The following is a 20069-nucleotide window of genomic DNA, read 5'->3' as shown; positions in this document are numbered from 1 at the left end:
GATACTACCCGATTGCATCCGATCCCGACGGCGCACGACTCGGCCGAACCCGGGGAAAGCGCGTAGAATACTGTACAAACGAACAGTCAAGAGGCATCGATGGAACTCTCCGAAAAGCTGGAAATCCTCGCCGATGCCGCGAAGTACGATGCCTCCTGCGCGAGCGGCGGCGCGCCGAAGCGCGCGTCACGCGGCATCGAGGGACTGGGGGCGAGCACCGGTGCCGGCATCTGCCACAGCTTCACGCCCGACGGGCGCTGCGTGTCGCTGCTCAAGATCCTCCTGACGAATTTCTGCCTGTACGACTGTCAGTACTGCATCAACCGCCGCTCCAGCAACGTGCCGCGCGCGCGGTTCAACCCGAAGGAAGTCGTCGACCTGACGATGGATTTCTACCGCCGCAACTACATCGACGGTCTGTTCCTCAGTTCCGGGGTGATCCAGTCGAGCGACTACACGATGGAACAACTGGTGCGGGTCGCGCAATCGCTGCGGGAAGATCATCAGTTCCGCGGGTACATCCATCTGAAGACGATCCCGGACGCCGACGCCCGCCTGATCGCGCAGGCCGGCCGGTTCGCCGACCGCCTCAGCGTCAATATCGAACTGCCCACCGACGGCGGTCTGCAACGCCTCGCGCCGGAGAAGAGCGGGCGTACGATCAAGCGCGCGATGGGCGCGATCCGCATCGCGTCGGAGGAAGCGAGCAGCGAACCGCGGGGCCCACGTTTCGCGCCGGCCGGACAAAGCACGCAAATGATCGTCGGTGCGGACGCGACCGACGATCGCACCATCCTGGATACGGCCGAGACGCTTTATGGATCGTACCGGCTCAAGCGCGTCTACTATTCCGCCTTCAGTCCGATTCCCGACAGTCCGGCGGCCGTGCCGCTGCAGGCACCGCCGCTGCAACGCGAACATCGGCTGTATCAGGCGGATTTCCTGCTGCGCGGCTATGGCTTCACTGCCGCGGAACTCCTCGACGGGCCGGGCAACCTGGCGCTCGACATCGATCCGAAGCTGGCGTGGGCGCTCGCCCACCGCGAGCATTTTCCCGTCAATCTCAATACCGCGCCGCTGCGCATGATCGCCCGGGTGCCGGGTATCGGGATGCGCAACGCCAAGCGGTTGGTCGAATTGCGCCGCACGCATCGCGTGCATTACGGGGATCTGGTCCGGCTGCGCTGCAGCATGGAGAAGATCAAGCCTTTCGTCGTCACCGTCGACTATCGGCCGCCGCTGCGCGATGTGCCGTCGCAACGGCTGCGCCAGTCCTTGCTCGTACCGCCGGTCCAGCTCTCGCTCCTGTGACCGGGATGCAGGCGATCGAGATCGACGACACCTTCGCGAGCTGGCGTGCCGCCGCCTTACGTGCGATCGCGGCCGGGATGGCGCCAGCGCTGATCGAATGGCGCGTGCGCGGCGATCCGATGCGTCCGGGCGGACCGGCACCCGCGCTGTCGCTGTTCGATACGCGCGAGGGTACCGATACCGATACCGATACCGATACCGATACCGTGTCGCCGCCGGCGCATACGGTCTTGCCGGACGAGGAGCCCTTGCCGGGCGGGGAAGCCTCGGCAGCCGGAGAAGCCACGATCAGCGTCTCGCGGGAACTGCGCGTATTGCTGGGCGATGCCGCGCTGTTCGACGATGTGCAGCGCTGGGCCTTTCTCTATCGGGTGCTGTGGCGCTGGACGCGTGGCGAGCGGCATGTCGCCTCGCCCGCGGACGAGGACGGCGCGCGGCTGCACCGGATGGCGAAGGGCGTGCGGCGCGACAAACACGACATGATGGCGTACGTGCGTTTCCAGCAACGCCCGGCGGCGGCCGGTGCGCCCGAATATGTCGCATGGTACGAGCCTGCCCACGACATCCTCGCCTGGGGCGCGGAATACTTCGCGCAGCGCATGGGCCGCACCAGCTGGCTGATCACCACGCCGCGCGGCGCGGCGCTGTGGGATGGCGCCGTCCTGCGTATCGAACGGCGCAACGCCGTGGCGGCCGACCATGCCCACGACCATGCCGACCGGTCCCAGGCCCTGTGGCTGACGTACTACCAGAGTATCTTCAACCCGGCGCGTCTCAACGAATCGGCGCTCGAGCAGAACATGCCGGTTCGTTACTGGAAGGGATTGCCGGAAAGCCGCCTGATTCCGGCGATGGTCAGCGAGGCCCGCAGCGGTTCGCGCCAATTGGCGCAGGCGCGCGCGGTGGGCGCAATGGGAAGGGTCTCGGGCAAGGTGATTCCGGTGGACGCGGAACGCGCGCAGCCGGTTCGCGACACGGCGACGACGCTGGATGCCTGCCGGCGCTGCGAACTGTGGCGTGCGGCCACGCAGGCGGTGCCGGGCGCAGGGCCGGCGGCCGCCCGCATCATGGTGATCGGCGAGCAACCGGGAGACCAGGAGGATCTGGCGGGCCGCGCCTTCGTCGGCCCGGCGGGACAACTGCTCGATACCGCGCTGCAACGCGCCGGCCTGCCGCGCGCGGAGGTCTATCTGACCAATGCGGTCAAACATTTCAAGTGGGAGCCCCGCGGCAAGCGCCGCCTGCACAAGACCCCGCAGCAGCGCGAGATCGAGGCCTGCGGCCACTGGCTCGACGGGGAACTGGACGCCGTGCGCCCGGCCGTGGTCGTGACGCTGGGCGCCACCGCCCTCACCGCCCTGCTCAAACGCCGCGTGGCGCTGACGCCCTATCTCGACGCGCCTTTCACATTCGCAGGACGCTGGGTGCTCGCCACCTACCACCCCGCGTATGCGCTGCGGCAGAGCGCGGCGGCGCAGCGGGACGCCGCGCTCGACACCATCGTCGCCGCGCTCGCGCGCGCGCAGGCGCTCGTCGACGCGCCCATCGATGGGAACGCCCTGCTTTCCTAGAACGCCGAACGCCTGGATGGGAACGTCCCGCTTTCCCGGGGGACGCCAGCCGCCCGTCAGCCGACCGCGTAGCGCTCGAGCCAGTGCGCATACGGCGCCGGCAGGGTCCAGGACGGACGCTCCAGACCCAGCTTCTTCGCCGCATAGTACGGCCAGTGCGGGTCGGCGAGCTGCGCGCGTCCGACCATCACCAGGTCGAGCTGCTCCGCCGCCACGACCTGCTGCGCGAGCGCCGGCGTATCGATGCCCCAGGCCGATGACACCGGCAGGCCCGATTCCCGGCGCACGCGCTCCGCTACGGGCGCGAGGAATGCCGGCGCCCAGGGAATCGCGGCGTTCGGCGTCGAGAAACCGATGCTCACGCTCAACATGTCGAGCCCGCCTCGTTTGAAGTTCTGCGCCAGTTCGATCGATTCGGCGAGCGTCTGCTCGTCGCGGCCGTCATATTCGATGACGCCGAAACGCGCGGTCAGCGGCAAATGCTCGGGCCAGACTTCGCGAACCGCCGCCAGCGTCTCCAGCAGGAAACGGCTGCGGTTCTCGAGGCTGCCGCCGTAGGCGTCGTCGCGCTGGTTCGAATGCGTCGAGAAGAAACTCTGCGCCAGATAGCCATGCGCGAAATGCAGTTCGAGCCATTCGAAGCCGGCGTCGAGCGCGCGCTTCGCGGCGGCGACGAAATCCTGACGCACGCGGGCGATATCGTCGAGCGTCATCGCCTTGGGCACCTTGGGCAGATTCGCGCCGAACGGGATCGCCGATGGCGCCAGCGTCTGCCAGCCGCGGGCATCGTCGGCGATATGGTCGTCGCCTTCCCACGGCCGGTTCGCGCTCGCCTTGCGGCCGGCGTGCGCGATCTGGATGCCCGGCACCGCACCGGCCGCCTTGATCGCGGCGACGACGGGCGCAAACGCCTGCGCCTGCGCGTCGTTCCAGAGACCGAGGCATCCCGGCGTGATCCGGCCTTCCGGCGCGACCGCGGTCGCCTCGACGATCACCACGCCCGAGCCGCCGCGCGCGAGGCCGGCCAGATGCACCCGATGCCAGTCATTGAGCAAACCGTCCTCGGCCGAATACTGGCACATCGGCGGCACGGCGATGCGGTTGCGCAACGTCACGCCCTTCAAGGTGTAGGAATCAAATAAAGCAGTCATCTGAAAACTCCGACCGGAACATCCGGAAAGTTTGTAAAATTCCGTGCAACCCTGTCTATCGCGCAAGACACGCGAACGGCGTTACACTGAAGTCCAATTACCATTCTTCGATAAATATCGAACAATGGATTATCGCATGGATTCTCCCCTTCCACTTCCGTTGCCGACGACCGCCATGCGCTCCTATTCCCATCCCGCCGTCGAGGACGTCACCCTCGAGCATGTCTTCCATGCGCTGAGCGACAGCGTGCGGCTCGGGATCGTGCGCCATCTGGCCCGCGTGAGCGAGGCCAGTTGCGGCGAACTGGATGGCGGGCGGCCGAAATCGAGCATGTCCCATCATTTCCGCATCCTGCGCGAGGCGGGACTGGTCCGCACACGCATCGTCGGTACCCTGCATCAGAATACCCTGCGCGCGGCGGAGTTGAACCAGCGCTTCCCCGGCCTGCTGGAGACGGTCCTGAAGCAGCCGTCCTGATTGTCTCGCGTAGCGTGTGAGGACCCACAGACCTCGTCGCACGAAGCGGTTACCTTTCCCGTAACGTCCGACGCAGGTCACGCGGACGAGCGCGGCACGGAGGCGGACGACCCCATCACGGGAGAGACGCGGTCCGGCCTGCCATGACGGCGGGAAAAGCCGCAGTCATGGCTCGAGGAGCGAACATGGAACAAGCACGCAAACCGGTCTTGCTGACCGTCCGCAGCGGACAGGGCCGTACGCCCGCACTACCTGTCGTGGAACTGGCGGACGGCACGCCCATCGCCGGCGTCAGCTCCGCGGTCCTGGCGATCGACGACGACGGCACGCCGGTTCTGACGATCCAGCTCCGACGTTTCAGCGTCGACGCGGCGGAGACGGACCCCGCGCCTTACCCGTGGAAGGATCTGGGAGCACCGGCACTGCCGTATCACCGCGCTTGAGCCGGAAGCGACCACCGCGTGCGGCAATGCTGCACGCGCGGAACCCGCGCCGATTTTCCCCCATGCGGTTCGTGCCGCCAAGCCGGGGCTCGGTTACCATGAGCGTTAATGCCGGGAACGTTTCCCGGCGCTTACCGGCGCCTGCCGTGCACGCACGGCGCCCATACGGGGAAAGAAATTGAAAAAAATGCTTGCCGTTCTGCTGGTATCGCTGGTCGCCGCGTCCGCCGCTCAGGCCTGCCCGAAGGGCACCCATATCCACGGTGGCACGGGGCCGCATCATAAAGGCGGCACCTGCTCCCGATAAGCCGACCGGCCAGCCCAGGGCGGGGCTAGACCGCGGACGCGCCCCACTCGTCGCTCAGCAGGTGGTGAAAGGCCAGCGCGCCCATCGACAGCAGCACGCCGTGCTCGGCTTCGCTGAACCGGGACCAGTTCTCGCTAAGCCATCGGATATAGCGTGCCATGCTTGCCGGCGTGGGAAACGTTTCGCTTTCCACGCAACGGTGTTCCAGGTGAACGACGATATCGTGAGCTCGCATGGCAATCTCCGGTTGACCCCCTATGGAGCAATCGGCGGACCCGCTCGCGCGCGAGCGGCATGCAATGCGCTCACCGCTCGCACATGACGGCAATCCCTTCGTCTCGGGGCGCGTGCTGCGCGTCGTCGCGACAGGACGATGCCAGGGCAGATCCCGCGCCCGACATCCACTGACGAAACACCGCCGCGCCGACCGAAAGCATGACTTCGCGTTCCCGCGCGGATAGCGTTTCCCAGTGTTCGCTGATCCAGATGACGTATTGGTCCAGTTGTGCGGTGGTCGACAGCAGGTCGCCCCTTTTCCATGCGTGCTCGAAATGGTCGATGATGTCCGACGGCGTCATTGCAGATCCCGTTCCACGTTGTTTCCTGTTCTACGTTGCCGATGCGCGATTGGATCTAGAGGGGCGATGCTAATCGTCACACGCCGGTTCCGCATGACACAACGCCTCGCGCGGCATACCGGGCGAGGCGTCGAACAATCATGAAAAAAGGGCCCGAAGGCCCTTTCAACACCGGAAAAGCTCTAACTCGTCGGAATGCATCGGAGTCTTTCCGGAAAATACCTGGCGGAGACGAAGGGATTCGAACCCTTGATGCAGGTTTTGGCCCACATGCTCCCTTAGCAGGGGAGTGCCTTCGACCTCTCGGCCACGTCTCCGTTCTTGCATTCCCCTGGCGTTCAGGGGAAGCAGAATCATAGCGGCTCCTGGACTCGCGGTCAAACACAACGTGAAGATATCGTGTTTTCGGACGACCTTCGCTCAGGCGGTTTCCAGCCCGAAGACCTTGTGCAACGCGCGCACGGCGAGCTCGGTGTATTTTTCGTCGATCAGCACGGAGATCTTGATTTCCGAGGTCGAGATCATCTGGATGTTGATGCCCTCCTCCGACAAGGTACGGAACATCGTGCTGGCGATGCCCACATGCGAGCGCATGCCCACGCCCACCACGGAGACCTTCGACACCTTCGGCTCGCCCAGCACCCGCTCGGCGGCAACGTGATTCTTCACCTGGTCGTTCAGGATCGCCATCGCGCGCGCGTAATCGCCGCGACCGACGGTGAAAGTGAAGTCGGTCTTGCCCTCGACGCTCTGGTTCTGGATGATCATGTCGACGTCGATGTTCGCGTCGGCGACCGGACCGAGGATCTGATACGCGATACCCGGACGATCCGGCACGCCGATCACGGCGATGCGCGCTTCGTCGCGCTGGAACGCGATGCCCGAGATGACTGCTTTTTCCATGGTCTCGTCTTCTTCAAAGGTAATCAGGGTGCCGGAGCGCATCTCTTGCTCGAGCGCGATCAGCGGGTCGGTCAGACTCGACAATACGCGCGTCTTGACGCGATATTTGCCGGCGAATTCGACGGAACGGATCTGCAGGACCTTCGAGCCGAGACTCGCCATCTCCAGCATTTCCTCGAACGTCACCCGGTCCAGACGCCGCGCCTCCTCGACGACGCGCGGATCGGTGGTATAGACCCCATCGACATCGGTATAGATCAGGCATTCGGCCGCGTCCAGCGCGGCGGCGATGGCCACGGCCGAGGTGTCCGAGCCACCCCGCCCGAGGGTCGTGATGTTGCCGTCCGGGTCGACGCCCTGAAAGCCGGTGATCACCACGACGCGGCCGGCGTCCAGATCCGCCTTGACCTTGGTGCCGTCGATGCTTTCGATGCGCGCCTTCGCAAAGGCGCTGTCGGTTTTCACCGGAACCTGCCAGCCGGCGTAGCTGACCGCTTCGAGGCCCTCGGCCTGGAGGGCCAGCGCCAGCAGCCCGACGCTGACCTGCTCGCCGGTAGAGGCGATCATGTCGAGCTCGCGCGGACTCGGCTGCGCCGAGATTTCGTGGGCGAGCGTGAGCAGCCGGTTCGTCTCGCCGGACATCGCCGACGGCACGACCACCAGCTGATGGCCGGCACGGTGCCATTTGGCGACCCGCCTGGCGACGTTTTTGATGCGCTCGACCGAGCCCATCGAGGTGCCGCCATACTTGTGTACGATCAATGACATGGTCTTCAGGGGTCAGTGGCGCGCGCCGCGAATCGGCGTGCGCGCAGTCTTCGGTGTTTCAGGGTGCGCGGCCGATGCTCCCCGGTCCGGCACCCGCGCGAAAGGTCGGACGCCGAGCCGAACGCGGTCCTGCCTGGCGCTGCGGACGGGGTCTCGTCCTCCCCCGCGCGGGTGGCGGGGCGCCCGCCCGTGGCGCGTCTTGCGCAGCCCGGGCATCGGCCGACATGCGCGCGGGGAGAGCGGCGTACATCCCGGCGTATGGCGAAAAGATGAAAAAAATACAGGATGCGGTCGCGAAAAACAAGCATTACCGCCGAATAAGCATGCCGCGCCCTGCCCTGCAGGCGCCCGGCGCGCACCGGAGGTCAGGTCGTTCATCCATCGCCGTCGCGCCATGGCACCCAGCGCAGCCGGATCATCGCGGTGCCGCCGGGGTGCGGCAGGGTGACGCGCGCCTTGTCCTCCCTGGTCGCCGCGGGCCTCTCCGGCCCGGGAACGCAGCCCCCCAGCAAAGGCACGAAGAACAACTGGCCGTCCAGGTAAAACAAGGGCACGGCGCGCTGCGATGGCGCCACGCCGGCGCTCTGGAAAAGCTGCTTCAGCGAGCGCGACGGCCGTCCGGCACCCAGGCGCAGCCGCTCGCCGCCCCCACGCGCGCGCGCGCCCAGCACCGCCCCGCGCAGGCGCGCCGCCGGCACGGTGATGTCATGCAGCGGCGCTTCCATGGCATCCGCCGCATCCGTCCCGTCCGCGGCGAACGGGGTCGCGGCGCGGTGCGGCATGCCCTTCTCGGCGGCGGTCTCCGCCCCTGCGCCCCGGTGCGCGTCGCATGTCACGAACTGCAGTTCGCCATGCCAGGCGGGCAGGCGCCAAACGGGCTGCCCTTCATACCGCAGCTCAACCAGCGGGGCGGGACCCCGGGTCTGGGCATCGTGCCGGCGGTCGGACGTCCAGAAAACCTGATCACGATGGCCCAGCAGCAGATACGCCGCGTGCGCGATCTCGATGCGCGGGGCGGCACCCGGGGTTTCGCCCAGGCCCGAGTACGAGTCCGCCCCCATTACGGGCGCCGCGCGCAATTGCCGGATCATTTCACCCAGCCGCGCCTCGGACGCCGCGGGCAGCGCCGCGCCACGCATCCAGAAACGCAGCAGATTCGCCAGCCGGCGTTCCGACAGCCCGCGCAGGGCTGCGCGCGCCAGTACGGGCGCGATTGGCAACGCCCCCGCGGCAATCGCGCCGGGCGGTGCGGCGCAGGCCAGCAGGTCGTCCCGTGCGAGCTCGTCGCACAGCGCCTGCGCCGCCGCCGCATGCCGCGCGGTACGCGCAAGCGTGCGGCGATAATCCGGAAAATGGGCGGCAATCGCCGGAAAAACCTGGTGTCGCAGCGCGTTGCGGCGGTAGCGCGGATCCCGATTGGACGCGTCCTCGACCCATGTCAGCGCCCGCGCCGCGGCGTAGGCTTCGAGATCGTCCCGCCGCAGATCCAGGAATGGCCGCAGCAGCGGCAGCGGCGCCTGCGCCGTGCCCAGCGCACGTTCCCCCGGCATGGCGCTCAGGCCCGGCAGACCGGTGCCGCGCAGCATCTGCAGCAGCACCGTCTCGGCCTGGTCGTCGGCGTGCTGCGCGAGCAGCAAGGCACCGGCGCCCCGTGCGCGCGCGAGGCGCTCGAGCACCGCGTAGCGGGCCCGGCGCGCCGCCGCTTCGATTCCCTGCCCCGCGCCGTTGCCCAGCGCCACCCGTTCATACAGGAAAGGCACGCCGCGCGCGGCGCAAGCCGCTTCGCAATGACGCAACCAGGCATCGGCCGAGGGCGACAGCCCGTGATGCACATGGATGGCCAGGCAGGACAAGGACCAGGCGAGCGCCGGCGGTGCGGTGGAATCGTCCGGGGCGAGCGAAAGAGACGGGATGGACGGGGAAAACCGGGCACCAAGACGCGCGAGCGCATCGAGCAGGACCATCGAATCCAGACCGCCGCTCAGGGCGAGCGCGACCGGTCCCCGGTGCGCCACGCGCGCCAGCGCCGCGACGAGCGCACGCTCGACAGCGTCCGTCACCTGTCGTGCGGACGAAGAAGCCGCAGCGGCGAGTTGCGGTATGGCCTCAGACGCCGACCGACGTTTCCTTGTATTTTCCATACGCCATCAACCGCTCGAACCGCCGGGCGCGCAGGTCGGGGACGCTCATGCCCTGGAACTGGCGCAGCGCATCGATCAGCGCGCGGCGCAACAGTGCCATCATGGCCTTGGGGTCGCGCTGCGCGCCGCCCAGCGGCTCGTTGACGATCTTGTCGATCAGGCCGAGCGCCTTCAGGCGATGCGCGGTGAGGCCCAGCGCCTCGGCGGCCTCGGGTGCCTTCGACGCGCTTTTCCAGAGGATCGACGCGCACCCCTCCGGCGAGATCACCGAGTAGGTCGAAAACTGCAGCATCTGCACGACGTCGCCGACGGCGATCGCGAGCGCCCCGCCCGATCCGCCCTCACCGATCACCGTCGCGATGATGGGCGTCTTCAGTTCCGCCATCACGTAGAGGTTGCGGCCGATCGCCTCGGACTGGCCCCGCTCCTCCGCGCCGATGCCGGGATAGGCCCCCGGCGTGTCGATGAACGTAAACAGCGGCAAACCGAATTTTTCGGCCAGCCGCATCAGGCGCTCGGCCTTGCGATACCCTTCCGGACGCGACATGCCGAAATTGCGCAGCGCGCGTTCGCGGGTATCGCGGCCTTTTTGCTGGCCCAGCACCATGCAGGGCTGACCGTTGAAACGGGCCAGACCGCCGATGATCGAAAGATCGTCGGCGTAGGAACGGTCGCCGTGCAGTTCATGAAAATCCGTGAACAGCTCGCCGATGTAATCGAGCGTATAGGGCCGCTGCGGATGACGCGCGATCTGCGAGACCTGCCAGGGCGTCAGGTTCGCGTAGATGTCCTTGGTCAGTTGCTGACTCTTGCGCGACAGGCGCTCGATCTCTTCCGAGATATCGACCGCCGAATCGTCCTGGACGAAGCGAAGCTCTTCGATCTTCGCTTCGAGTTCGGCGATCGGCGCCTCGAAATCCAGAAATGTCGTTTTCATTTATTGGGAATCCTCGTGTTCCGGCCAGCGCGTATTCTACACGGGCGCGCGGCATCTTCCGTATCGGCCGTCGGCGTCCCCGCGCGCGCGTCGCGCCGGCCCCACGGCCGGGCGCGACGCAACGCGACGCAAGACGGGCGGACGGCTCAATACACCACCGGCACCGGTTCCAGACTGCGCCACATATACCAGGTCGCCACCGTGCGCCAGGGCTCCCAGTTGGCGGCGACCTCGCGGGCCTCGCTGCGCGTCACCGGTTCGCCGCTGAAATAGTTGACGCTGATCGCCTTGATCAGCCCCAGATCGTCCAGAGGCAGGACGTCGGGGCGCATCAGGTTGAAGATCAGGAACATCTCGGCAGTCCAGCGGCCGATGCCGCGGATGCGGGTCAATTCCTCGATAACATCCTCGTCGTCCATCGACGCCCAGCGGTCGACATGCAACGCCCCGCCGACGAAGTGCTGGCCCAGGTCGAGAATGTACTCCGCCTTGCGACGCGACAGGCCGCACGCGGCCAGCCGCTCGTAACCCAGTTCGACGACCGCCGCCGGGAGGATGTCCGGACAGGCCGCCAGCACGCGTTCCCAGACGGACTGGGCGGCCTTCACCGAGATCTGCTGCCCGATGATCGAGCGCGCCAGCGTAACGAAGGGGTCGCCGCGCGCCTTCAGATGCACGGGGCCGAATTGCGGAATCAGCTTTTTCAGGATGCGGTCGCGTTTCATCAGATCGGCGCACGCCTGTTCCCAGTATTCGGGACGCACGACGGTGGGGATCAGATCGGCGATCTGCACCGCGACTGCCTTCACGGGCCCGGCATCCGCCGCGTCCTTCCGCACGGCGCCCATCGGCACGGCAACCGTCCGCGCCGCGCCCGCCCGGTCCTCGCCGCTCGCATCGCCTTGCGCGTCGGGAAGCGCGTGGCCGCGATGCACGACCGCGCCATCGGCAAGCACGACATCCTGGACGCCCACCGTGCCCAGGGCCGGAGCTTGCGACACCACAACGCCGGGTACCACGGCCGCGCCTTTCCCGGCCGTTTCGTCCTGGCGCGCGGCCTTTCCCGCCGCCGTCGCTTTCTTCGTCGACGTCGTCTTCGTCGTCTTCGTCGCCTTCACGGTTTTGGATGCCGGCACATGTGGTGCCGCCCCCGCTCTCGCCGCGACGACATCCATGGCGCTGCCCGCCGTCTTACCCTCCGAAGCGCGCGGAGCGGTCTTCGACGATGCCGTTTTTCTGGCCGTTGCCATCTAGCAATTATCTCCGGTCTTCTCAGTCTTGCCTGCCCACGCGCGATGCGACGACGGGTACGCCGGCAGGCTCGCCACCGGGGCGGCCGGAGCGATCGCCGGCTTGCCGGCCCGTTCCCCTGAACCCGACGACGCCGGGCTCACCCGCGCCGCCAGTCGGTCAGGCCGCCGGCTTTGTCTTCGAGCACGATGCCGGCGTCCAGCAGTTCCGCGCGAATGCGGTCGGCCAGCGCGAAGTCCCGCGCCTGCTTCGCCGCGGCCCGCCGGGCGATGCGCGCGTCGATCTCCGCCGGGTCCAGCCCCGGCGCGGCGTCGGCGCCAGCCGCCTCCTGCAGGAACATCCGGGGTTCGCGCGAGAGCAGGCCCAGCACCGCCCCCAGTTCCCGCAACTGACGCGCCTGCACAGGCGACGCGGTGCGGTTCACCTCGGCGGCGAGTTCGAACAACACCGCGACGGCCACCGGCGTATTGAAATCGTCGTTCATCGCCGCGCGAAAGCGTACCGCGTGCGGATCGCGCCAGTCCAGCGGCGCCTCGTCGATTTCGATGTCGCGCAATGCCGTATAGAGGCGCGTCAGACTTTGCCGTGCGTCGTCGATGTGCGCATCGCTATAGTTCAGCGGGCTGCGGTAGTGCGCGCGCACGATGAAGAACCGGACGACTTCCGCGTCGAAACGCGCCAACACCTCGCGGATCGAGAAGAAATTGCCCAGCGACTTGGACATTTTCTCGTCGTCGATCTGCACGAAGCCATTGTGCATCCAGTAGTTGACCGGAGGCTTGCCGCTCGCCGCCGCGCTTTGCGCGATCTCGTTCTCGTGGTGCGGGAACTGCAGATCCTGCCCGCCGCCATGGATGTCGAAATGTTCGCCGAGCAAGGCGCAGGCCATCGCCGAGCATTCGATATGCCAGCCGGGGCGGCCGCGGCCCCAGCGCGACGGCCAGCCCGTTTCCTCCGGCTCGTCCGCCTTCGCGTGCTTCCACAGGACGAAGTCGAGCGGATCCTGCTTCGCCTGATTGGCCGCCACGCGCTCGCCGGCGCGCAGGTCGTCGAGCGATTTGCCGGACAGCTTGCCGTAGCCGGCGAAACGCCGGACCGAGAAATTCACGTCGCCGTCGTCCGCCTGATAGGCGTACCCCGCGCGCTCCAAAGTATCGATCATGCCGAGCATCTGCGGCAGGAAAGCCGTCGCGCGCGGCTCGATGTCGGGCCGCGCCACGCCCAGCGCCTGGGCGTCCTCGTGCATGTAGCGGATGAAGCGGTCGGTCAGCGCGCCAATCGTCTCGCCGTTCTCCACCGCGCGGCGGATGATCTTGTCGTCCACATCGGTGATGTTGCGCACATAGGTCACCTGATAGCCCAGCGCGCGCAGCCAGCGCTGCACGATGTCGAAAACGACCAGCACCCGCGCGTGACCCACATGGCAATAGTCATAGACCGTCATTCCGCAGACGTACATCCGCACCTCGCCCGGCCGGATCGGCACGAAAGTCTGTTTGTCGCGCGCGAGCGTGTTGTAGATGCGAAGCGAATCCATAGAGAGTGTCGTGCGAGCGAAGATCAGCGGCGCTGGTGGAGGAACAAGCCGGCCGTGTGGGGGAAGCGTGTCGGACCGTTCCCCGGAACGGCCCGACGTTTTGCTAGAATGCGAGGGAGTATAACATTCCAGATCGAGCACATGAAACTACACGGCGACCGCCCAGCCTTTCCCGCGAACCTTGCCGTACGTTGCGCGACGTTCGCCGCGGGCGCCTTCTGTCTGGCTGGTCTGGCGACCGTCGCCGTGCTGCCGGGCGTCGCGCAGGCCCAGTCGGCGAAGCACCACCGCGACCTGACGCCGGAGGCCGATCAGGCGATCGCGGGCAATAACTGGCCGGCCGCTCTCGCCGCGCTCGACAAGCGCGTCGCCGCCAACCCGCGCGACGTGCAGGCCCGTTTCAAGCGCGCGACGGTACTCGCGCGCATGGGCCGCGACGACGAGGCGATCCAGGCGTTCACCGACATCACGCAGACCACTCCGGAGCTGCCCGAGCCCTACAACAACCTCGCCGCGCTGTACGCGAAGCGCGGGCAATACCAGCAGGCGCGCGCGGTGCTCGAAACCGCCCTCGCGGCAAATCCGGCGTTCGCGCTGGCGCGGCGCAACCTGGGCGATATCTACCTGCGCCTGGCCGCCGACAGCTACCAGCAGACGCTGCGTCAGGATCCGTCCGACGGCGTCGCCGCGGGCCGCGCCAAGGCGCTCCAGTCCCTCCTCGCCGCACATCCGGCGAGCGCCGCCACGCGCCGCCCGGCGCACGCGCCGGCACCCGTGGCGGACGACGCGCCCGCCACCACGAGCGCCGAAGCGGTCAACGCGCGCGGCTTCGTGCCGAGCATGGGCGCGCAGCCGCCGACGATCCTGTCCGTGCCGACCAACGACGCGGTAGGCGCGACCGTCGAATAGGGCGACGTGCCGCGCGTTTGCGACATCGCCCCCGTTTCCACGCCGACTCCCTGATTTCCCGACCGAGGTATCCGCCATGTCCGCCATGTTTCGCCCCGCCGTTCTCTCGCTGCTGCTCGCGGGCAGCGCCCTGCTCGCCCCGGCCCTTGCCGGCGCGGCGCCCCCGGCCGGTGCCACGCATCCGACGGTGCTGCTGAAGACGTCACAGGGTCCGATCACGCTCGAACTCTTCCCGGAAAAGGCGCCGAAGACGGTCGCGAATTTCCTCGATTACGTGAATCACGGGCAGTATGCCGGCACGGTGTTCCACCGCGTGATTCCGGGGTTCATGATCCAGGGAGGCGGGTATGATGCGAACCTGCGCGAGAAACCCACGCGCGCGCCGATCCCGCTGGAGGCGCGCGCCGGCCTGAGCAATGTCGTCGGCGCGGTGGCGATGGCCCGCACGGGCGACCCGGATTCGGCGACCGCCCAGTTCTTCATCAATACCGCGGACAACAAGAATCTCGACTATCCGCGTCCGGACGGCAACGGCTACGCGGTGTTCGGCCGGGTGACGGCGGGCATGGACGTGGTGCGCAAGATCGAGGGCGTCGCCACCGGCTCCAGCGACGGCATGTCGGACGTGCCGCGCACGCCGGTCGTCATCGAATCGGCGACGGTGGTAAAACAGTAATACCGTAGCAATACGGAAACGCCGCCAGCCCGGCGGCGCTTCCCCCCTCACCGACCAGACAGGAGTCGACATGGTTGAACTGCACACGAATCACGGCATCATCAAGATCGCGCTGAACGCCGAGAAGGCACCGAAGTCGGTCGCCAATTTCCTCGCCTATGCGAAAAAGGGCCACTACGACAACACGGTGTTCCACCGCGTGATCGACGGCTTCATGATCCAGGGCGGCGGCTTCGAGCCGAGCATGACGCAAAAGCCGACCGACGCCCCGGTCGACAACGAGGCGAACAACGGCCTGAAGAACGTGAAGGGCTCCGTGGCGATGGCGCGCACCAACGATCCGCACTCGGCCACCGCGCAGTTCTTCATCAACGTCGCGGACAACGACTTCCTGAACTTCACGTCGCCGACGCCGCAGGGCTGGGGCTACACGGTGTTCGGTCAGGTCACCGAAGGCCTGGACGTGATCGAGAAGATCCGCAAGGTGAAGACCGGCAACAAGGGCTTCCACCAGGACGTGCCGGTCGACGACGTGATCATCGAGAAGGCGGTCGTCACCGAATAAGGTCAGGCCGATGTCGGCGACGCCCCGCGACGCGGTCGCGCCAGCGGCGCCGCTCACACGCCCGGTCGCGCCGCCCGGCGACGCGGCGCGGCCGGGGGAACCCGCCGCGCCGTCCGCCGGGCGCGCCACCCTCTTTCTCGCCGACCTGCATCTGAGTCCGGCGATTCCGCGCACGGTCGCCGCGTTCGAACGCTTCATCGATGCGATCGACGCACACGATGTCGGCGCGGTCTACATTCTTGGCGACCTTTTCGAATTCTGGATCGGCGACGACATGCTGCGCACACCGTTCGCCGCCGCGGTCGCCGCGCGTCTGGCCTCCCTCGCGGCGCGTGGCATCGCGCTGCGCGTCATGCACGGCAATCGGGATTTCCTGCTGGGGCGCCGTTTCGCCCGCGCGGCCGCGGCCGAATTGATCCCCGACCCCTTCATCCTCGACACCGCCGGCGCCCGCTGGATCCTCACCCATGGCGACGCGCTGTGCACGGACGACATCGGTTACCAGCGTTTTCGCCGGTTCGCGCGCCACCGCGCGGTCCAGTGCCTGTTTCTGGCATGGCCGCGCCGCTGGCGCATGAAGCTCGCCGGCAATATGCGGGCGAACAGCGAACAGGCGGGCGGCTCGCGCATGCATATCAGCGACGTCAATGGCGACGCGGTCGCCGCCCTGTTTGCCCGGAGCGCGGCCACGCGCATGATCCAGGGGCATACGCACCGCCCGGCGCGGCATGACGAGTCGCATGACGGGCGCGCCGCCACCCGCTGGGTGCTGCCGGACTGGGAACTCGATACGACGCCGCCGCGCGGCGGTTACCTGCGCCTGGATGACCAGGGCCTGCGGGAGATCGCGGTGACGTTCTCGACAATCCGCTAGGCGTGCCGGGACCCTCACCGTCCCGGCATACCGCCCGGCCCCGGACCTCACGCCTGCCGGTCGTCCCGGCAGCGTGCCAGCACGTGTTTGGCGATGCCGCGAAAGATATTGACCTCCTCGCGCGTGAGCGCGGTGCGCGCGAACAGTTGCCGCAGCCGCGACATCAGCTTCTTCGGATTCTCCGGGTCGAGAAACCCCACGCGCACCAGCGCCGCTTCCAGATGGCCGAACATGCCGGCGATGTCCTCCGCGCCGGCGCCCGCGTCGCCCGCGGACGCGGCCTGCCCGGGCACGAGCGGCGACGACGCGCTCGCAAGCGCCGCATCGAGGCAGGCGAGCCGCATCTCGTAGGCCAGCACCTGCACCGCCTGCGACAAATTCAACGAACTGTAGGCCGGATTGGCCGGGATATGGGCGATCGCCCGGCAACGCTCGACGTCGTGGTTCGCCAGCCCGGTCCGCTCGTTGCCGAAGACCAGCGCGACGCCGCCGCCCTGGGCGGCGACGGCCGCGCCCTGCATGCCCGCCGCGCGCGGCGCGAGCAGCGGCGGCCCGTACTCCCGGGGCCGGGCCGACAGCGCCAGCGACCACTGCACGCCCGCAAGCGCGGCGTCGAGATCGTCGACGATGCGCGCCGCGGCCAGCACATCGTCGGCGCCGCTGGCCATCGCGCGGGCTTCCGGCTCCTCCCGCACCGCCGCGTGACGCGGATGCACCAGCACGAGTTCGCCGAAACCCATGGTCTTGATCGCGCGCGCGGCGGCGCCGACATTGCCCGGGTGACTGGGTTCGACGAGCACGAAACGCACGCGCGCCGCGAGCGTCTCGAACGGGGAAGGACCGTGAACGTCTGCCATGCTTTCTCTCTGCCGATGCGCCTGGGGCCCGCAGTGTAATCGAACGATGCCGGAAGTTTATCGGGAACGCCGCGCCCGACTCGGCTAAAATAGCGGTTTCGCTTTTTCGCCGGGACATTCGGCTCCCGTCCCCTGCCCGGTGGCTGGCCGTATTTCGCGGGATTTATCGCGCTGGCCGCATCGCGCAGGATCAGTTCGCTGGATTCATTCCGCCGCACCCATTTTCGGGCGACTCGGTCGCCAGCGCTGGCCCACCAGCGCGCACAGGACCTCATATGCATCATCCCATGCTCAATATCGCCGTCAAGGCGGCACGCGCCGGCGGTCAGATCATCAATCGCGCGTCCCTCGACCTGGACCGGGTGAAGGTCAGCAAGAAACAGCACAACGATTTCGTGACCGAGGTCGACAAGGCGTCCGAGGCCGCGATCATCGGCACGCTCCTCGCCGCCTATCCGGACCATTCGATCCTGGCCGAGGAATCCGGTGCGACCGACAACCGCTCCGACTACCAGTGGATCATCGATCCGCTCGACGGCACGTCGAACTTCATCCACGGCTTCCAGTACTATTGCGTGTCGATCGCCTTGCTGCACAAGGGCGTCCCGACCCAGGCGGTGGTGTACGACCCGACCCGCAACGATCTCTTCACCGCCTCGCGCGGCGCCGGCGCCTACCTCAACGACAAGCGCCTGCGCGTGGGCCGCCGCGACCGCCTCGCCGACGGGCTCATCGGCACCGGCTTCCCGTTTCGCGACACCGACGGCGTCGAGAGCTATCTGCGCCTGTTCGGCAAGATGACCGAATCGTGCGCGGGCCTGCGCCGCCCGGGCGCGGCCGCGCTGGACCTGGCGAACGTGGCGGCCGGACGCCTCGACGGTTTCTTCGAGCAGAACCTGAAGCCGTGGGACGTGGCCGCCGGCAGCCTGCTGATCACCGAGGCGGGCGGCCTGGTGGGCAACTACCGCGGCGACGCCGACTTCATGGACCTCGGCGAGATCGTCGCGGGCAATCCGAAGATCTTCGCGCAGATGGTTCATCTGCTGGGCGAGTACTCGAAGCAGAAACCGGCCTCGGCCGCCGCGGACGAGACGGGCGCGAGCGCCTGAACGCCCCAGGCACGCGTGACGCGGCCGCCGACGCGGTGGCCGTCACGACCCTTGCTGTCACCACGCGGCCATGACCCGCCCCGCCGGGGAAGACCGCGCGGCCAGCCCCGGCCGATACGCGCCGGCTGCATAGCCTGTACTCTGGGAAAGCGCGGTGGTCGTGGAGCATCGTCTGCGCCATCTCTGACCTCCTTCGCACCGTTCCCGAATGAAAAAAGGCTTTTACACGATCATCGCGGCGCAGTTCACGTCGTCGCTCGCGGACAACGCGCTGCTGATTGCCGCCATCGCCCTGCTGGTCGACCGTCACTCGGCGTCGTGGGTCACGCCGCTGCTGCAGATCTTCTTCTCGATTTCCTACGTCGTCCTCGCCCCGTTCGTCGGCGCCTTCGCCGATTCGCTGCCGAAGGGGCGCGTCATGTTTCTCGCCAACGCGCTCAAGGTCGCCGGCTGCCTGCTGATGCTGTTCGGCGTGCATCCGATCGTCGCCTACGGGGTGGTGGGCATCGGCGCGGCCGCGTATTCTCCCGCGAAGTACGGGATTCTGACCGAACTGCTGCCCGCCAGGGATCTGGTCAAGGCCAACGGCTGGATCGAGGCCGCGACCGTGGGTTCGACGATTCTCGGCACGGTGATCGGCGGTGCGCTGATCGCGCCGCATGCCGCCGCGTGGATCGGCGCGCTGCATCTGCCGCTTCTCGACAGCGCCGCGCGCGGCGCGATGTTCGTCGTGATGGTCTGCTACGCCGCGGCGGCCCTGATCAACCTCGGCATCCCCGACACCGGCGCGCGCTATGAACAGGTCTCGCTGACCCGGCCCGCCTACCTGGTGCGGGACTTCGCCCACGCCTTCACCGTGCTCTGGCACGACCGTCTCGCGCAGATCGTGCTGGCGGTGACGACCTTGCTTTGGGGCGCAGCGGTCACGCTGCAATTGCTGGTGCTGAAGTGGGCGCAGACCGCGCTGGGCACGACCCTGTCCGGCGGCGCGGTGCTGCAGGGCGTCATCGGCATCGGCCTGGCGATCGGCGCCACGCTCGCCGCCACGCGCCTGCCGTTGCGCAAATCGATGAGCGCGCTGCCGGTGGGCATCATCACGGGCTTCGCCGTCATCGGCATGGCCTTCTACAACCGCGACCTGTTCCCGGCGGGCTGGGCGATCGTCATCGGCGCTTACCGGATTCCCGTCTACATGCTGCTTGCCTACCCGCTGATGGCGGTCATCGGCGCGCTGTCGGGATTTTTCGTGGTGCCGATGAACGCGGTGCTGCAGCATCGCGGCCAGGTGCTGCTCAGCGCCGGCCATTCGATCGCGGTGCAGAATTTCAATCAGAACATCGCCGTGCTGGCGATGCTCGGCCTGTACGCGCTGATGCTCGCGCACGGCATGGCGATTCCCTGGATCATCACCCTGTTCGGCGTTTTCATCTGTCTGATGATGGCGCTGGCGATGCGCCGTCATGCCTACAACGTGCGCCACCACGGCGTGCGGCTCGTGGTGGACGACGATGCGGCCGGCGCGCAGGGCGCCCATGCGGCGCGCCGCGGCGCCGCGCAGCCGTCGGGCAAATAATGCCGGGAGGCGGTAGACTGATTAAAGGGATAGCCATCGTGGGCACGCAGCCCGTCAGCGGGCGGCCCGATATGCACCGATACCCGCCGAACCACCGTCATCAATAGGAGCTAGAAGAATGGGACTGTTC

At 67.6% G+C, this 20069-nt stretch carries 19 protein-coding genes and 1 tRNA gene; 10 read left to right on the top strand and 10 right to left on the bottom strand.

What is annotated here, in order from left to right:
- The first annotated feature begins 99 nt into the window (after positions 1-99).
- Positions 100-1311, top strand: coding sequence for a putative DNA modification/repair radical SAM protein (locus tag OVY01_RS12130; protein ID WP_267847831.1), 1212 nt, complete (start codon positions 100-102; stop codon positions 1309-1311).
- Between the two features lie 5 nt (positions 1312-1316).
- Positions 1317-2882, top strand: a complete 1566-nt coding sequence (locus OVY01_RS12125) for a UdgX family uracil-DNA binding protein (RefSeq protein ID WP_267848067.1) — start codon at positions 1317-1319, stop codon at positions 2880-2882.
- 56 nt (positions 2883-2938) lie between these two features.
- Here OVY01_RS12125 and OVY01_RS12120 read toward each other — a convergent pair whose 3' ends face one another.
- Complete coding sequence (locus OVY01_RS12120) at positions 2939-4033, bottom strand: NADH:flavin oxidoreductase/NADH oxidase (RefSeq protein ID WP_267847830.1); 1095 nt, start codon at positions 4031-4033, stop codon at positions 2939-2941.
- Between the two features lie 175 nt (positions 4034-4208).
- Between OVY01_RS12120 and OVY01_RS12115 the strand changes: the two genes are divergently transcribed.
- Both OVY01_RS12115 and OVY01_RS12110 read left to right on the top strand, forming a co-directional pair.
- Positions 4209-4511: an ArsR/SmtB family transcription factor gene (locus OVY01_RS12115; protein ID WP_267848066.1), complete on the top strand. Its 303-nt coding sequence runs from the start codon at positions 4209-4211 to the stop codon at positions 4509-4511.
- Positions 4512-4696: 185 nt separating this feature from the next.
- Complete coding sequence (locus tag OVY01_RS12110) at positions 4697-4954, top strand: hypothetical protein (RefSeq protein WP_267847829.1); 258 nt, start codon at positions 4697-4699, stop codon at positions 4952-4954.
- A gap of 332 nt (positions 4955-5286) precedes the next feature.
- On the opposite strand, the gene OVY01_RS12105 is transcribed toward OVY01_RS12110, so the two are convergent.
- From OVY01_RS12105 to cysS, 8 genes are all read right to left on the bottom strand, one after another.
- Complete coding sequence (locus tag OVY01_RS12105; RefSeq protein WP_267847827.1) at positions 5287-5496, bottom strand: hypothetical protein; 210 nt, start codon at positions 5494-5496, stop codon at positions 5287-5289.
- Between the two features lie 70 nt (positions 5497-5566).
- On the bottom strand, positions 5567-5839 hold the full coding sequence (locus tag OVY01_RS12100) for a hypothetical protein (RefSeq protein ID WP_267847826.1): 273 nt from the start codon (positions 5837-5839) through the stop codon (positions 5567-5569).
- A gap of 223 nt (positions 5840-6062) precedes the next feature.
- Positions 6063-6156: transfer RNA gene (locus tag OVY01_RS12095), tRNA-Ser, on the bottom strand.
- Between the two features lie 103 nt (positions 6157-6259).
- Positions 6260-7510, bottom strand: a complete 1251-nt coding sequence (locus OVY01_RS12090) for an aspartate kinase (protein WP_267847825.1) — start codon at positions 7508-7510, stop codon at positions 6260-6262.
- Between the two features lie 374 nt (positions 7511-7884).
- Positions 7885-9570 carry a tRNA lysidine(34) synthetase TilS gene (gene tilS, locus OVY01_RS12085; protein ID WP_267847824.1) on the bottom strand — a complete coding sequence of 562 codons (1686 nt, stop codon included), beginning with the start codon at positions 9568-9570 and terminating at the stop codon, positions 7885-7887.
- Between the two features lie 46 nt (positions 9571-9616).
- Positions 9617-10588 carry an acetyl-CoA carboxylase carboxyltransferase subunit alpha gene (locus tag OVY01_RS12080; protein WP_267847823.1) on the bottom strand — a complete coding sequence of 324 codons (972 nt, stop codon included), beginning with the start codon at positions 10586-10588 and terminating at the stop codon, positions 9617-9619.
- A gap of 146 nt (positions 10589-10734) precedes the next feature.
- Positions 10735-11838: a DNA-3-methyladenine glycosylase family protein gene (locus OVY01_RS12075; protein ID WP_267847821.1), complete on the bottom strand. Its 1104-nt coding sequence runs from the start codon at positions 11836-11838 to the stop codon at positions 10735-10737.
- Positions 11839-11978: 140 nt separating this feature from the next.
- Entirely contained in the window at positions 11979-13376 is a 1398-nt protein-coding gene (gene cysS / locus OVY01_RS12070; RefSeq protein ID WP_267847820.1) for a cysteine--tRNA ligase, read from the bottom strand.
- Between the two features lie 141 nt (positions 13377-13517).
- Here cysS and OVY01_RS12065 point away from each other — a divergent pair, with 141 nt between their 5' ends.
- From OVY01_RS12065 to OVY01_RS12050, 4 genes are all read left to right on the top strand, one after another.
- Positions 13518-14285, top strand: a complete 768-nt coding sequence (locus tag OVY01_RS12065) for a tetratricopeptide repeat protein (protein ID WP_267847819.1) — start codon at positions 13518-13520, stop codon at positions 14283-14285.
- Positions 14286-14370: 85 nt separating this feature from the next.
- Positions 14371-14961, top strand: a complete 591-nt coding sequence (locus tag OVY01_RS12060) for a peptidylprolyl isomerase (protein ID WP_267848065.1) — start codon at positions 14371-14373, stop codon at positions 14959-14961.
- A 70-nt stretch (positions 14962-15031) separates the two neighbouring features.
- Positions 15032-15526: a peptidylprolyl isomerase gene (locus OVY01_RS12055; protein WP_267847818.1), complete on the top strand. Its 495-nt coding sequence runs from the start codon at positions 15032-15034 to the stop codon at positions 15524-15526.
- A 10-nt stretch (positions 15527-15536) separates the two neighbouring features.
- A complete protein-coding gene (locus tag OVY01_RS12050; protein WP_267847817.1) occupies positions 15537-16400 on the top strand; it encodes a UDP-2,3-diacylglucosamine diphosphatase in 864 nt (287 codons plus the stop codon).
- Positions 16401-16447: 47 nt separating this feature from the next.
- Here the strand turns inward: OVY01_RS12050 and OVY01_RS12045 are convergent, their stop codons facing one another.
- On the bottom strand, positions 16448-17257 hold the full coding sequence (locus OVY01_RS12045; protein WP_267847815.1) for an RNA methyltransferase: 810 nt from the start codon (positions 17255-17257) through the stop codon (positions 16448-16450).
- 275 nt (positions 17258-17532) lie between these two features.
- On the opposite strand from OVY01_RS12045, the gene OVY01_RS12040 reads away from it, so the two are divergent.
- Together OVY01_RS12040 and lplT are read left to right on the top strand one after the other, a co-directional pair.
- The gene (locus tag OVY01_RS12040) at positions 17533-18366 is read left to right on the top strand and encodes an inositol monophosphatase family protein (RefSeq protein ID WP_267847814.1); all 834 of its coding nucleotides are present in this window, start codon (positions 17533-17535) and stop codon (positions 18364-18366) included.
- 208 nt (positions 18367-18574) lie between these two features.
- On the top strand, positions 18575-19939 hold the full coding sequence (gene lplT, locus OVY01_RS12035) for a lysophospholipid transporter LplT (protein ID WP_267847812.1): 1365 nt from the start codon (positions 18575-18577) through the stop codon (positions 19937-19939).
- Positions 19940-20069 lie beyond the last annotated feature (130 nt).

The sequence above is a fragment of the Robbsia betulipollinis genome (assembly GCF_026624755.1).
Lineage (GTDB): Bacteria > Pseudomonadota > Gammaproteobacteria > Burkholderiales > Burkholderiaceae > Robbsia > Robbsia betulipollinis.
This window is presented reverse-complemented; position numbering and strand designations above follow the sequence as displayed.